This window comes from Parasphingomonas zepuensis, assembly GCF_036663735.1.
Taxonomy (GTDB): Bacteria; Pseudomonadota; Alphaproteobacteria; order Sphingomonadales; family Sphingomonadaceae; genus Sphingomonas.
Genome location: NZ_JAXOJO010000001.1, coordinates 979914 through 993442, shown reverse-complemented (window position 1 = coordinate 993442; position 13529 = coordinate 979914). Strand labels below are relative to the sequence as shown.

General features: G+C 66.3%; 14 protein-coding genes. 6 read left to right on the top strand and 8 right to left on the bottom strand.

The annotated features are described in order from the left end of the window. Positions 1–12 precede the first annotated feature (12 nt). Both U1769_RS04790 and U1769_RS04785 read right to left on the bottom strand, forming a co-directional pair. Positions 13–267 carry a DnaJ domain-containing protein gene (locus U1769_RS04790; RefSeq protein ID WP_332712682.1) on the bottom strand — a complete coding sequence of 85 codons (255 nt, stop codon included), beginning with the start codon at positions 265–267 and terminating at the stop codon, positions 13–15. Continuing rightward, positions 267–1070, bottom strand: a complete 804-nt coding sequence (locus U1769_RS04785) for a division plane positioning ATPase MipZ (RefSeq protein WP_332712679.1) — start codon at positions 1068–1070, stop codon at positions 267–269. The genes U1769_RS04790 and U1769_RS04785 overlap by 1 nt, the downstream gene beginning before the upstream one ends. Before the next feature lie 77 nt (positions 1071–1147). Here U1769_RS04785 and panC point away from each other — a divergent pair, with 77 nt between their 5' ends. From panC to U1769_RS04770, 3 genes are all read left to right on the top strand, one after another. After that, on the top strand, positions 1148–1981 hold the full coding sequence (gene panC / locus U1769_RS04780; RefSeq protein ID WP_332712676.1) for a pantoate--beta-alanine ligase: 834 nt from the start codon (positions 1148–1150) through the stop codon (positions 1979–1981). Positions 1982–2068: 87 nt separating this feature from the next. Further along, a complete protein-coding gene (locus U1769_RS04775) occupies positions 2069–2365 on the top strand; it encodes a hypothetical protein (RefSeq protein WP_332712673.1) in 297 nt (98 codons plus the stop codon). A 74-nt stretch (positions 2366–2439) separates the two neighbouring features. Further along, the gene (locus U1769_RS04770; protein WP_332712670.1) at positions 2440–2838 is read left to right on the top strand and encodes an MAPEG family protein; all 399 of its coding nucleotides are present in this window, start codon (positions 2440–2442) and stop codon (positions 2836–2838) included. 4 nt (positions 2839–2842) lie between these two features. On the opposite strand, the gene topA is transcribed toward U1769_RS04770, so the two are convergent. From topA to plsY, 4 genes are all read right to left on the bottom strand, one after another. Beyond that, positions 2843–5416, bottom strand: coding sequence for a type I DNA topoisomerase (topA, locus tag U1769_RS04765; RefSeq protein WP_332712667.1), 2574 nt, complete (start codon positions 5414–5416; stop codon positions 2843–2845). A gap of 106 nt (positions 5417–5522) precedes the next feature. Beyond that, entirely contained in the window at positions 5523–6200 is a 678-nt protein-coding gene (locus U1769_RS04760) for a hypothetical protein (RefSeq protein ID WP_332712664.1), read from the bottom strand. Continuing rightward, entirely contained in the window at positions 6201–7301 is a 1101-nt protein-coding gene (gene dprA, locus U1769_RS04755) for a DNA-processing protein DprA (protein WP_332712662.1), read from the bottom strand. Beyond that, positions 7294–7878: a glycerol-3-phosphate 1-O-acyltransferase PlsY gene (plsY, locus tag U1769_RS04750; RefSeq protein ID WP_332712659.1), complete on the bottom strand. Its 585-nt coding sequence runs from the start codon at positions 7876–7878 to the stop codon at positions 7294–7296. Before plsY ends, dprA begins: the two co-directional genes overlap by 8 nt. A gap of 161 nt (positions 7879–8039) precedes the next feature. Between plsY and murI the strand changes: the two genes are divergently transcribed. After that, a complete protein-coding gene (gene murI / locus U1769_RS04745; protein WP_332712656.1) occupies positions 8040–8861 on the top strand; it encodes a glutamate racemase in 822 nt (273 codons plus the stop codon). Here murI and U1769_RS04740 read toward each other — a convergent pair. Next, positions 8858–9037 carry a hypothetical protein gene (locus tag U1769_RS04740; RefSeq protein ID WP_332712653.1) on the bottom strand — a complete coding sequence of 60 codons (180 nt, stop codon included), beginning with the start codon at positions 9035–9037 and terminating at the stop codon, positions 8858–8860. The genes murI and U1769_RS04740 overlap by 4 nt on opposite strands. Positions 9038–9249: 212 nt before the next feature. Between U1769_RS04740 and hemA the strand changes: the two genes are divergently transcribed. Then, positions 9250–10494, top strand: a complete 1245-nt coding sequence (gene hemA, locus U1769_RS04735; RefSeq protein WP_332712650.1) for a 5-aminolevulinate synthase — start codon at positions 9250–9252, stop codon at positions 10492–10494. A gap of 328 nt (positions 10495–10822) precedes the next feature. Here hemA and U1769_RS04730 read toward each other — a convergent pair whose 3' ends face one another. Further along, positions 10823–12835, bottom strand: a complete 2013-nt coding sequence (locus U1769_RS04730; RefSeq protein ID WP_332712647.1) for a peptide MFS transporter — start codon at positions 12833–12835, stop codon at positions 10823–10825. A 113-nt stretch (positions 12836–12948) separates the two neighbouring features. Between U1769_RS04730 and U1769_RS04725 the strand changes: the two genes are divergently transcribed. Then, on the top strand, positions 12949–13524 hold the full coding sequence (locus U1769_RS04725; RefSeq protein ID WP_332712644.1) for a nitroreductase family protein: 576 nt from the start codon (positions 12949–12951) through the stop codon (positions 13522–13524). Positions 13525–13529 lie beyond the last annotated feature (5 nt).

Here is a 13529-nt window from a genome sequence, read left to right as displayed (position 1 = left end):
CGCTGGGAAAGATCAATCGGGTCGTTTGAGCAACACGTCGCGCGCCGCATTGATCCGCCGCGCGAGCTCGACCGAGCCGCCGCGGTCGGGATGGACGGCGGAAACCAGGCGCCGGTGCGCGGCGCGGATCGCGGCGGCATCGGCCGCCTGGTCGACGCCCAGGATGGCGCGCGCCTCCCGCTCGTCGATCCGTGGAGCCGGCTTGTTCCGACGCAATACCAGCCACAGGCCGAACAGCACCAGGCCGATAAAGACGATCTTCGCCATCAGGCGAACAGCGGCATGGCGCGCTCGGGCAGGCCCAGCGCCGCCATCATCTCACGCAGCTCCTGCCGCGCCGTGACATGGGCCAGGCCCATCTCGCCGAATTCGCGCGCGTCGAGCATGGTCAGCCCCTTGGGGAACAGTTCGCGATAGATCACGCGCTCGCCCAGGCCCGGGATGATGCGGAACCCGACGCGCTTGGACAATTGATCGAGCGCTTCCGACACGCGGCGCATGTTGCGCGCCTCGACATGCTGGACGCGGTTGCGCAGCACCACCCAGTCGATCGTCGATCCATCTGCCTTGGCGCGCGCCTTGCGCGCTTCCCAGATCAGCTCGGCATAGAAACTCGGTCGGGTCACCTTGTAGGTCACGGGATCGACCTGCCCGATCAGGTCGAAATCGACGAAGCTGTCGTTGATCGGCGTGACGAGTGTGTCGGCGCGCTGCGCCGCCATGCGCGCGAAACGGTCGTCGCGGCCGGGCGTGTCGATCACCAGGAAATCCGCGCCTTCGGACAGCGCGTCGAACGTCTCGGTGAACCGCGCCAGGCTTTCGCCGTCATGCGTCGCGTGGCGCGGGATCAGCAGCTCGCGGCCGGTGCGCTTGGCCGTGGCGGCCCGGTTTTCGAGATAACGCCCGGTGGTGCGCTGGCGATGATCGAGATCGAACGCGGAGACCTTCGCGCCCCGCGCCTCTAGCGCGATGGCGACATGGACGGCAGTGGTGGATTTGCCCGTGCCGCCCTTCTCGTTGGCGAACACGATCACATGTGGTTTCTGTGCACCCGTCGACAAGTCGCTCATGTCCTTGATCATGTATTGATCGGGCGGGCCACCCCCCATAGAAGGCCCGCCCCGTCCTTATCGAAGGCCCTTCCAGCGTGCAAACCATCCGTGACCTCGATCTGCTGCGCCGCGGCATCGCCGATTTCCGCGGCCAGGGATCGGCGATCGCGCTGGTCCCGACCATGGGTGCGCTGCATGCCGGCCATATCGCGCTGATCGAAGCAGCGAAGCGGCCTGGTACGCGGGTGGTCGCCTCGATCTTCGTCAACCCGAAGCAGTTCGGCCCCAATGAGGATCTGTCGCGCTATCCGCGCAAGGAGCTCGCCGACGCGCGCATGCTGAAAGAGGCGGGCTGCGACCTGCTGTGGATGCCGCCGGTGGACGTCATGTATCCGGAAGAGTTCGCGACCAATGTTTCGGTCGCCGGGGTCAGCGAAGGGCTCGATGGCGCGGCCCGCCCCGGCCATTTCGACGGCGTCGCGACGGTTGTCGCCAAATTGTTCAATCAGGTCGCGCCCGATACCGCCTATTTCGGCGAGAAGGATTTCCAGCAGCTTGCGGTTATCCGGCGCCTGGTCAGGGATCTCGATTTCGCGATCGATATCGCCGGCGTGCCGATCCAGCGCGACGATGATGGCCTCGCTCTATCCTCGCGCAATGTCTATCTCGATGACGACGAGCGCAGTCGCGCGGTGGCGCTGCCCCGCGCACTGGGCGTGGCGGCGCGGGGCATCGGCAAGGGCGACGATGTCGATGCCGTGCTCGCCACCGCGCGCGAATCGCTCGCGGCGGCTGGGTTCGACGTCGATTACGTCACTTTGGTCGATTCAGAGACGCTGGCGGAGCAGCCCGATCCGTCGCGTCCGCGCCGTCTGCTGGCGGCGGCGCGCATGGGCGCGACGCGGCTGATCGACAATATCGCGGTATGAGCTGCAGCTCGCCCCGCGGGCCTGTTAACCATTTGTTGTAAAGCTTGATCCCAGACTTCTCCCGTCGGATGCAACGGGGGAAACACCATGGGCAGCAGCCTGAAACTTGTTCAGTTCCCGGTCGATGACCGCCTGGCCGATGCAGCGCGCGGCGATCCTGACGCCTGCTATGATCTCGGCATGGCCTATGCCAATGGCGAGGCCGGTACCGGCATCGATCTGATCGAAGCGCATAAATGGTTCAATCTGGCCGCCGTCGCGGGCAGCGCGGCGGCGCAGACGTGCCGCAGCGAGATCGCCGAGGCGATGACCGCGCGGGAGATCGCCACCGCGCAAAAGGCGGCGCGCGCCTGGCTCCAGCTGACGAGCGCCCGGGCCGCCTGAACGCCGCGAATCGACGCTGCGCCCAAACGAGCATAGCATCGCTCCGTACCGAAAGAACGGAAGGGGCAACGCAATTGACGATCACCGCGCTCACTGCGGCTGCGCTCGCGCTGCTGCTCGTATTCCTGTCGGTGACGACGATCCGCATGCGCATGAAGTACCGCGCGCCCTATGGTGACGCCGGCCAGCATGATCTGACCGCCGCCATCCGCGCGCATGGCAATCTCACCGAATATGCGCCGATCGGAATCATCCTGATCGCCCTGCTCGAAAGCGGCGGGGCCAACCGCACGGCCCTCGCCATCGCCGCCGCCGCTTTTGTCGGCGCGCGCCTGCTCAACGCAGCCGGCCTGTTCAACCCGCCCGGGCCGCCAAAGCCGGCACGATCGATCGGCATCGTCGTGACGTTGCTGATCCTGCTCGTCCTGGCACTGTGGCTCGCGCTGCGGGTGCTGGTGCCCGGCGCCGCCTGACGGGTTATTCCGCGGCAGCCGCCTTTTTCACCGCGGCCTTCTTGGCGGGGGCCTTCTTCGCAGCTGGCTTCTTGGCCGGTGCCTTCTTCTTTGGCGCGGGCTTCTTGCCCTTCTTCGCCGGTGCCGCCGCGGCGCGCGCGTCGATCAGCTGGGCGGCTTCCTCAAGCGTCAGCTGGTCCTGCACGATCGATTTCGGCAGGGTCGCATTGGTCTCGCCGTCCGTGACATAGGGGCCGAAGCGCCCTTCCATCAGCTTGATCTCCGCCTCGGTGCGCGGATGCTTGCCGAGCACCTTGAGCGGCTCGCGGCTGCCGCGCTGCGGGCGTCCGCCGCCGGCGGCGGCCTCGGCCAGCTTGACCACGGCAGTGTTCATGCCCGTTTCGAACACTTCGGCGGTCGAGGTGAGGCGAGCATATTTGCCGTCATGCGCCAGATAAGGGCCATAGCGGCCGATCGACGCCGTGATCGGGTTGCCACTTTCCGGGTGCGTGCCGACGGTGCGTGGCAGGCTGAGCAGCTTCAGCGCCCATTCCAGCCCGAAATCCTCGCCCGGCACATCCTTCGGGATCGAGGCGCGCTTGGCGTCCTTGCCCTCGCCCAACTGGACATAGGGCCCGAACCGCCCGCTGCGCTTCGTCACCTCGGCGCCGGTTTCCGGGTCCTGGCCCATCGCCTCGGGCCCGGTGTCGCCGCTATCGCCCTCGCTGCCCGGCTGGCCGAAGCGGCGGGTGAACTTGCACTCCGGATAGTTGGAGCAGGCGACGAATGCGCCGAACTTGCCGCCGCGCAGCGCCAGCTGTCCCTCGCCGCAATTGGGGCAGAGCCGCGGGTCGCCGCCATCCGCCTTGGCCGGGAAGAGATAGGGTTCGAGGAACTTGTCGAGCGCCGCGGTCACCTCGGACGGCTTCTGCTCCATCACCTCGGTCGTGCGCGGCTTGAAATCCTTCCAGAAGGATTCGAGCACTGCCTGCCACTGCGCTCGGCCGCCTGAGACCTCGTCGAGTTCGTCCTCGAGGCCGGCGGTGAAGTCATACCCCACATATTTCTCGAAGAAGCGTTCGAGGAACGCCGTAACGAGGCGCCCGCTCTCCTCGGCGAAGAAGCGATTCTTCTCGACCCGCACATAGGCGCGGTCCTTGAGCGTCTTGATGATCGACGCATAGGTCGAGGGACGGCCGATGCCGAGTTCCTCGAGCCGCTTGACCAGCGACGCCTCGGAGAAGCGCGGTGGCGGCTGCGTGAAATGCTGCTCGGCGTGCACTGCCTTCTTGGCCGGCGCATCGCCTTCGCGCATGCGCGGCAGGCGGCGCGAATCCTCATCCGCGCTGTCGTCGGTGCCTTCCTCGTAGAGTGCGAGATAGCCGGGGAACAGCACGACCTGCCCGGTCGCGCGCAGGCCGGTCTGGCCGGATCCGTCGAGCAGCTCGACCGTGGTGCGCTCCATGCGGGCCGATGCCATCTGGCTGGCGAGGGCGCGCTTGAAGATCAGGTCGTAGAGCCGAGCGTGATCGCCGCCGCCGAGCTTGTCCTTGCCGAAATCGGTCGGGCGGATCGCCTCATGCGCTTCCTGCGCATTCTTGGCCTTGGTCTGGTACATCCGCGGCTTGTCGGGGACGTACCCCGCGTCATAGCGGTCGGCGATCGCTTTCCGCGCGGCGGAGATGGCGGACGAATCCATCTGGACGCCGTCGGTTCGCATATAGGTGATCGCGCCGTCCTCGTAGAGGCCCTGCGCGACGCGCATCGTGTGATCAGCCGAGAAGCCGAGCTTGCGCGATGCCTCCTGCTGGAGGGTCGAGGTGGTGAAGGGCGGCGGCGGGTTGCGCGTGGCTGGCTTGACCTCGATCGACTGGACGCTGAAACGTCCTTCCTCGACCGCTGCCTTGGCGCGGAGCGCCGTGCCTTCCTCGCCGATCGACAACCGGTCGAGCTTCTTGCCCTCGAAAGTGACGAGCCGCGCGGTGAAGGGCGTGCCGTCCTGCTCCATGTCGGCGGTGACCGACCAATATTCCTGGGCGCGGAACGCCTCGATCTCGCGCTCGCGGTCGACAATGATGCGCAGCGCGACGGATTGCACACGCCCGGCCGATTTTGCGCCGGGCAGCTTGCGCCACAGGACCGGCGACAGGGTGAAGCCGACCAGATAATCGAGCGCGCGGCGGGCGCGATACGCATCGATCAGATCGGTATCCAGCTCGCGCGGATGCTTCATCGCCTCGGTCACCGTCGCCTTGGTGATGGCGTTGAAGGTGACGCGCTCGACTTCTTTGGGCAGCGCCTTGCGGTTGCGCAGCACTTCCTGGACATGCCAGCTGATCGCCTCGCCTTCGCGATCCGGATCGGTCGCCAGGATCAGTCGGTCGGCCTTTTTCGCCTCGTCGGTGATTGCCTTCAGCTGCTTCGACTTGTCGGCGTAATTCTCCCACTCCATCGCGAAGCCGTCGTCGGGATCGACCGATCCGTCCTTCGCGGGCAGGTCGCGGACATGGCCGTAGCTCGCGAGCACGCGATAATCGGAGCCGAGATATTTCTCGATGGTTTTCGCCTTGGCGGGCGATTCGACGATGACAAGCTGCATGGGGGTGTGATGCGTCCTTACGTGTACGCGCGAGGATGGAGAGGTGTTCGGGGCGGCGTCAAGCGGGCTGCGACTCCACCGGACGGCCAGGGAATGGGCATATGGTTTACGCGAACACCTCTGCAAGGGCGTCCTGATCCGTTTGCAATAGCGAATAGATCGCGACACCGGCCAGCCAGGAAGTGACGAACGAGGCAAACAGGAAGAGATACGCCAGGGACGAGCTCAGGATCGGAAAGGATTCTCCCACCGTGGCGGCGAGCCCGACGGCAACGACGCACGCTGGAACCAAGATCACCAGCAGCGTGCCGAAGATCGCCCAGAAAGCCGGCTTGGTGCGCGCCCAGCTTTCGCGGAGTGGATTTCCAGCCCTTCCGTCCCTGGCGAGCAGAATGGTCGACGCCAATGCCCATCGCACGCTGAGATACAGGCCCGGCAGGACGAACAGGATATATCCGAGCAGGATGGCAATGCCCGAGAGCAGGTTCAGCCGCAAGAAGGCGATGAACCGTTTGCGTGCCCCCGGCTCGCGCAACCCTTGCCGGTCGAGCGCGGCATAGGTCAGATAATATTGGGCGGTCAGGCTCGCGAGGAGAGCGGGAGCGGTGGCCGTAGCCATGTTGCTCCAGCTCAGATCGTTCCAGAAGGTGTCGAGGGCGACATTCAACGCCGTCAGCGCGACAACGCATCCACCGGCCGGCAGCGCATTTTTGCGCAGGATCTCGCCGAGGCGATCGAAGATCTCGCCTGCCGATACTCTGCCATCTCCCGGGTCCACGCGCATCTAGGCCAGGCTTACCCTACCGCCCGCGTGGCGCTCCAGCCGCCCGGCCAGCTCCAGTTCCAGCAACACCGTCTGCACGATCGCCGGCGCCAGGCCCGATTGGCGGATCAGTTCGTCGATTGCCACCGGCACGGGGCCGAGCAGACCGGTCAGGTCGCTTCGCTCGGCATCGCTTGCATCCTCGGGCGGCGATCCGTCGAAACGCGTGCTGCCCGAACGGACCATGCGCGGATCGATCGGGCGGATCAGCTCGAGCACGTCGGCAGCCGACTGGATCAGGGTCGCGCCGTCGCGGATCAGCCCGTTGCAGCCCTGCGCGCGCGGATCGAGCGGGGATCCGGGCACGGCCATCACCTCGCGGCCCATCTCGCCCGCCAGCCGGGCCGTGATCAGCGATCCCGATTTCGGCGCCGCCTCCACCACCACCGTGCCCTGCGCAAGGCCGGCGATGATGCGGTTGCGGTACGGGAAGTGGCGCGCGCGCGGTTCGGTGCCGGGCGGCTGCTCGGCGATCAGCAGGCCGCGCGTCGCGATCTGCTCCTGCAGCGCGGCATTTTCCGGGGGATAGGCGATATCGATGCCGCCGGCGATCACCGCGATCGTGCCGCTGTCGATCGATCCGATATGCGCCGCGGTGTCGACGCCCCGCGCCAGCCCCGAGACGATCGTCACGTCCTCGCGCCCCAGCTCGGCTGCCAGTTGCCGCGCGAAGCGGCAGGCGGCGGCAGAGGCGTTGCGCGCGCCGACCATGGCAATCACCGGGCGGCGCAGCAGCGCGATCTCGCCGCGCAGCATCAGCGCGGGCGGCGCATCGTCGATCTCGGCGAGCAGGGCAGGATAGTCCGCGTCGTCGACGAACAGGTGACGCGCGCCGAGCCGCGCGGCCAGAGCCAGTTCGCGCTCGGCGAGCGCGACGGGCGCGACCGCCGGTGCCCGTCCGCCGCCGCGCGCGGCAAGCTGGGGCAGGGCGTCGAGCGCGGCGGCGGCATCGCCGAAGCGCGCGATCAGCTGGCGGTAGGTGACGGGGCCGATCTGCGGGGTGCGGATCAGCCGAAGGCGCGCAATCGCGGCCGCCCGGTCGCGCACCGGATCGTCACGCACGATTGGCGCCGACTTTCGGTTCGGTGCCACTCAGCAGCCGGTCGATATTGGCGCGGTGTTTCCACAGCACCAGCAACGCCAGCGCGAGCAGCAGCAGGACGATGTCGAAGGCGGAGAACAAGGCCGCGCTGACCGGGGCGCTGAACGCCGCCACCATGCCCGCCACCGACGAATAGCGCAGCAGCGCCAGCAGGCCGAGCCAGACGACGGCGAAGACGATCCCGCACGGCCAGTGCAGCGCGAGCACGATGCCGAGCAGGGTGGCCACGCCCTTGCCGCCGTGGAATTTCAGCCAGACCGGATAGAGATGCCCGATGAAGGCCGCGCCGGCGGCCAGCACGCCGGTGCCGGGCCAGATCGCCTCGGCGATCGCGACGGCGGCGAAGCCCTTGGCTGCGTCGAGCAGCAGGGTCGCCGCGGCCAGCCCCTTGCGGCCGGTGCGCAGCACGTTGGTCGCCCCGATATTGCCCGATCCGATCTTGCGAAGGTCACCCGCGCCGAAGGCACGCGTGAGAATCACCCCGAACGGGATCGACCCGAGCAGATAGCCGAGCAGCAGCGCGCCAGCCGGCGCCATCCAGACAAATTCGGTCGGCAAAATGGATCAGCCCCCACGTGATGGTCAGCATACCCCAGAGCGGGAGTGCCGCCAACACCCTGTGACAGGTTGGGGCGCCGGCCCCCAGGCTTCAAGGCCCTTTGCCCCTATCTAGCACCGATCTCGTCCCTTGTTGTCAAATGCCGCGCCCGCGCTACATCGCGGGGGTGACGGATGCGCGGCCGATCCTGTTTTTCGATTCCGGGGTGGGCGGGCTCTCCGTGCTGGCGCCGACGCGTGCGCTGCTGCCGGCCGCGCCGTTCGTCTATGTCGCCGATTCGGCGGGCTTCCCTTATGGCACGAAGACCGAGGCCGAGATCGCGGCGCGCGTGCCGGCTTTGCTCGGGCGACTCGTCGAGCGCTATCGTCCCCGGCTGATCGTCATCGCCTGCAACACCGCATCCACCATCGCGCTGGCCGCGGTGCGCGCCGCGCTCGACCTGCCGATCGTGGGCACCGTACCAGCGATCAAGCCGGCCGCGGCGCTGAGCCGGACTCGGGCGATCGGCGTGCTCGGCACCGACGCGACGGTCCGCCAGCCCTATGTCGACGATCTGGCCGCGCGCTTCGCCGGCGATTGCCTGGTGATACGCCACGGCTCGGCCGAACTGGTCCAGCTCGCCGAGGCCAGGCTGCGCGGCGAGAATGCGCCGCGCGAACGCTACGCCGCGATCCTGTCCGGCCTGTTCGATCAGCCCGGCGGGGATCGCATCGACGTGATCGTCAATGCCTGCACGCATTTCCCGCTGGTGGTCGACGAACTGTCGGCAGCCGCGCCGCATGCCGTTCGCTTCGTCGATGGTTCCGAGGGGATCGCACGCCGAGTCGCGTTCCTCACCCAGGGCCAGTCCTGGCCGGATACGCCGGGGGAGGGCATCGCCGTGTTCACCGGCACGGCGGACCATGGCGCGCTGGCGCCAACGCTCGCCGCCTACGGCCTGACGCGGATCGAGTCTCTTTAAATAGTCGCGGCAATGGTCCCGGCCGACTCGCCGGCCAGCACGGCGTAGCGACTCGCCAGTTCGGCGTGTACATGGCGTGCCGAGCGGTCCGCGGCTCGCCCCGCAAACGCGCGCTCCTGCGCCGCGCGCCTGGCATAATATCCCTGTTCTCCGTCGCTTGGAACGATCCCGGCCATGGCATGAAGCTCCGTGCATCAAGCGGGGGCGCAGCGGCCCCGGTCGCGAGCGTGCTTGCGGCGAACGGCCGGCGATGACGCAGCATAGCATGGATCGCCGCCCGGGGCCTTGAGCGAAGTCCGGCGGTCGTAGGTTTCCTATACCTTGGGATGAATACTTAGATCGTGCAAAATGCTGGAAATCCGTCGCGCCGCGCGCTAGGGCGACGCTCATGGAAGCGGATGGAACGGCGCTGCGGGGGGTAGATTACTCGCGCATCTTCACCCAGGCGATTGACCGCCTGCATGTCGAAGGCCGTTATCGTGTCTTCATCGATATTTTGCGCAACAAGGGTGCGTTTCCCAACGCGCGCTGTTTCGCCGGCCATAACGGGCCGAAGCCGATCACCGTGTGGTGCTCCAACGACTATCTCGCCATGGGCCAGCATCCGAGCGTGATCGCGGCAATGGAGGAGGCGCTGCACGATGTCGGCGCCGGTTCAGGCGGCACGCGCAATATCGGCGGCAACACCCATTATCATGTCGATCTGGAGGGTGAGCTCGCCGATCTCCACGGCAAGGAAGGCGCGCTGCTGTTCACCAGCGGCTATGTCTCGAACGAAGCGACGCTGGCGACGCTCGCCAAGATCCTGCCGGGCTGCATCATCTTCTCGGACGAGATGAACCACGCTTCGATGATCGCGGGCATCCGCAATTCGGGCTGCGAGAAATATGTCTTCCGCCACAATGATCTCGAGCATCTCGAGGAATTGCTGGCCGCGGTCGATCCGGCCGCGCCGAAGCTGATCGCTTTCGAGAGCGTCTATTCGATGGAGGGCGACATCGCCCCGATCGCCGAGATCTGCGATCTCGCCGACAAATACAGCGCGCTGACCTATCTCGACGAAGTCCATGCCGTCGGCATGTACGGCGCGCGCGGCGGCGGCATTTCGGAGCGCGACGGCGTCGCCGACCGGCTGACCATCATCGAGGGCACGCTCGGCAAGGCGTTCGGCGTGATGGGCGGCTATATCACCGCCGATCAGACGATCATCGACGTGATCCGCTCCTACGCACCGGGCTTCATCTTCACCACCAGCCTGTCGCCGGTGCTGGTCGCCGGTGCGCTCGCCAGCGTCCGCCACCTCAAGGCGTCGCGCGTCGAGCGCGAAGGCCAGCATGCCGCCGCGTCGATGCTCAAGGCGATGATGGCGGAGGCCGGCCTGCCGGTGATGAACTCGACCACGCATATCGTGCCGCTGATGGTCGGCGATCCGGTCAAGGCGAAGAAGATCAGCGATATCCTGCTCGCCGAATATGGCGTGTACGTTCAGCCGATCAATTATCCCACGGTGCCGCGCGGCACCGAGCGGCTGCGCTTCACGCCCGGCCCGGCGCATGACGAGACGATGATGCGCGAGCTTACCCAGGCGCTGGTCGAAATCTGGAGCCGGCTGGAACTGCGCAAGGCCGCCTGAGTCCAACATTTCCGACGATTCGCGGCTGAAATTTTTCTTCCGCTGTTATGTTGGATTTCGCGCCCGGAATCCGGGCCCGTTTTCAACGATTTGACCAGCGCTTTCCCTGTTATCGCATAACAGCGGAAAATCGCCGGTTGTCCGACGAAAACCGCGCTGTTCTTACCGCTGCTCCAGCAGAAAAACCGTCCAACATTTTTCGGTCATGTCAAAGAGCCGGACAGGGCGCGCGTGCATCCTGTCCGGCTCCGGCGTGCGGCAATCGCACGATGTGTTGAATCGAGGCCGATCTCCTCCCTCGCAACGCGAGGGAGGAAAAGGGCAGCCGTCAGGTTACGCCGTGCATCCACTTCTTCAGCGGCCAGGACAGCAGCAGCAGGAGCAGGCCGAGGCCGATGGCGATGTAGGCGATGATCGTGAACACTTCGGTATAGATCGTCAGGCTGACCTTCAGATTGGTCACCTGCCCGCCCACCGTCTCGACGCTGGCCACCTGCGCCACTGCGCCCGCGACATATTGCGCGACCGAGATCGACAGGAACCAGACGCCCATCATCATGCCCACGATGCGCGCGATCGACAATTTGGTGATCATCGACAGGCCGACGGGCGAGATGCAAAGCTCGGCGATCGAGTGGATCAGGTACAGGCCGGCGAGCCAGGCCATGCCGACCTTGAAATCGCCGCCGACGAACTGCGTGCCCCAGACGAGGAACAGGAAGCCCGCGCCCACACCCATCAGCGCGAGGGCGAACTTGACCGGGATCGACGGCTCGAGCCCGCGCCGCGCGAGCGCATTCCACAGCACGCTGAAGATCGGCGCGAAGATGACGATGAACAGCGCGTTGAAGATCTGCGTCTGCCCGGCCGGCATGACATAGACCCGCTCGCTGCCGAAGCCGTGCGTGCGCGCGACATGCATGCCGATCAGCCCCAGCGCCGCCACGACGGCGAAACCGATCGCCATGATCCGGCGAGTCTCCGGCAATTCGCCCGAGGCGAAGAACCAGAAGGCGAGCCACGCCACCCCGCCGATCACCAGCGCGAAGAACAGGTAATAGGTGAAGGGCGTCGCCTGGAACATCGCGAAGAGCGGCGCGGTCCAGCCGATCTCGAGCACGGTGTTGCGCGCGGCGAACAGCGTCAGCGAGGATCCGGCCTGCTCGAACAGGGTCCAGAACACCACGTTGAAGATGATCAGCACCATCGCCGCCATCATCATCTGGAACTCGGCCTTGCTGCCCTTGACGAAGGACCAGGCGAGGATCGCCGGCACGCCGATCAGGAAGGTACCGAACAGTGCCTTGCCCATGATCGGCAGGTTCAGCACATAGCCGACCACGCCCGATCCTTCGGGCGGCGCGACATAGTTCATCAGGTTCCAGAACAGGAAGATGACCAGCGGCACGGTGATCAGCGCGCCGCCATAGATCCACCAGTCGCGATCGGCCCGGGCATCGGCCGGGCGCTCGCCATAGCCGTCGAGCCGGCCGCCATCGAACTGGAACAGCAACCAGGAACAGCCCATGCCGATCGCGGCGAGGCCGAAGCCCGCCCACCAGCCGACGCCCTCGGCAAGGATCGGACAGAAGAATTGCGAGATCAGCGAGCCGAGGTTGATGCCCATGTAGAACATCGTGAATCCCGCATCGCGTCGTCGGTCGCCGCTGGCGTAAAGCTCGCCGACCATGGTCGAGATGTTCGGCTTGAAGAAGCCGTTGCCGACGGTGACGAGCGACAGGCCGAGCAGCAGGATGAGGACGAAGCCGGGCGAGCGCTCGCCGTCGGATTTGAAGCCGTCCGGCGCGATCTTGCGCACTTCGGCGCCGTCCGGCCCGAGCAGCGATACGCTCTTGTCGTCATTGCCGCGGATCTGCAGCTTCTGATCGTGATCGATCAGATATTGCCGGCCGGCATCGCCCTTGCCCTCGACCACCACTTCATAGCGCTGGCCGTCGATCGTCGCGAACGGCGTCGCGCCGCTGCCGCCGAAGCACAAAGTCAGGTATCCGATCGACATCATGATCGCGCCGAATTTCACGGTGCGTTTCGAGCCGAGATACTGGTCGGCGATCAGGCCGCCGATCAGCGGCGTCAGATAGACGAGCGCGGTGAACCCGCCATAGAGGCCGGTCGACGTCTGATCGTTGAAGAGGAAATGGTTGGCGAGATAGAGGGTGAGGATCGCCCGCATGCCGTAATAGCCGAAGCGTTCCCACATCTCGGTGGTGAACAGCCGCTTGAGCTGGGGCGGATGGCCGAACCAGACGGCGTCGCTGGCTGGGTTTACATGGCTGATATCGGGTTCGCGCGGGCTGTCCGCGGTTGGTGTGTCCACCATTTTTGGTGCTCCCTGAAAGACTTCCCGCCGTCGATCGCGGCGGTGCTGATGCCCGGGACAGTAGCGGCATGCGCCGGGGTGTAAATATCCGCACCAACCCCTAGATGGCGGGCATGTTCAACGACACCAGCAGCCCGCTCGCCCTCCTCGCCACCCGCCGTTCGGGCAAGCCGCGCGACCTCGTCGCGCCCGGCCCCGACGATGCGCAGCTCGCCACCCTGCTGGAGATCGCGGCGCGCACGCCCGATCACGGCAAGCTCGCGCCGTGGCGCTTCGTCGTGGTGCCGGCCGATCGCCGTGCCGCGCTGAGCGAACTGATCACCAGTGCCTATCGCGCCGAGCGTCCCCAGGCCGCGCGGCTCGAGATCGAGGCGCTCGACCAGTTCGCCCGCCAGGCGCCCACTTTGGTCGTCGTCCTGTCGGCTCCCAAGGTCGAAAGCCATATCCCGCTATGGGAGCAGGAGCTGTCGGCCGGCGCGGCCTGCATGAACCTGCTCCACGCCTTGCATGCGTCCGGTTTTGCCGGCGGATGGCTCACCGGATGGCCGGCGTACAGCGAGTCGGTGCGCGATGCCTTCGGCGCCGCGCCGGAGAAAATCGCGGGATTCGTGTTCATTGGCACGCCGTCTCGCCCGCTCGAGGAACGACCGCGTCCGGAATCGGACAAAATCGTCCGATATTGGACATAGTATTG

Excerpts from the sequence above, each read along its gene's own strand:
- U1769_RS04790 (WP_332712682.1), bottom strand. The coding sequence starts at position 267 with ATGGCGAAGATCGTCTTTATCGGCCTGGTGCTGTTCGGCCTGTGGCTG.
- U1769_RS04785 (WP_332712679.1), bottom strand. The coding sequence starts at position 1,070 with ATGAGCGACTTGTCGACGGGTGCACAGAAACCACATGTGATCGTGTTC.
- U1769_RS04775 (WP_332712673.1), top strand. The coding sequence starts at position 2,069 with ATGGGCAGCAGCCTGAAACTTGTTCAGTTCCCGGTCGATGACCGCCTG.
- topA (WP_332712667.1), bottom strand. The coding sequence starts at position 5,416 with ATGCAGCTTGTCATCGTCGAATCGCCCGCCAAGGCGAAAACCATCGAG.
- U1769_RS04760 (WP_332712664.1), bottom strand. The coding sequence starts at position 6,200 with ATGCGCGTGGACCCGGGAGATGGCAGAGTATCGGCAGGCGAGATCTTC.
- plsY (WP_332712659.1), bottom strand. The coding sequence starts at position 7,878 with ATGGCGCCGGCTGGCGCGCTGCTGCTCGGCTATCTGCTCGGGTCGATC.
- murI (WP_332712656.1), top strand. The coding sequence starts at position 8,040 with ATGCCGCGCCCGCGCTACATCGCGGGGGTGACGGATGCGCGGCCGATC.
- U1769_RS04740 (WP_332712653.1), bottom strand. The coding sequence starts at position 9,037 with ATGGCCGGGATCGTTCCAAGCGACGGAGAACAGGGATATTATGCCAGG.
- hemA (WP_332712650.1), top strand. The coding sequence starts at position 9,250 with ATGGAAGCGGATGGAACGGCGCTGCGGGGGGTAGATTACTCGCGCATC.
- U1769_RS04730 (WP_332712647.1), bottom strand. The coding sequence starts at position 12,835 with ATGGTGGACACACCAACCGCGGACAGCCCGCGCGAACCCGATATCAGC.
- U1769_RS04725 (WP_332712644.1), top strand. The coding sequence starts at position 12,949 with ATGTTCAACGACACCAGCAGCCCGCTCGCCCTCCTCGCCACCCGCCGT.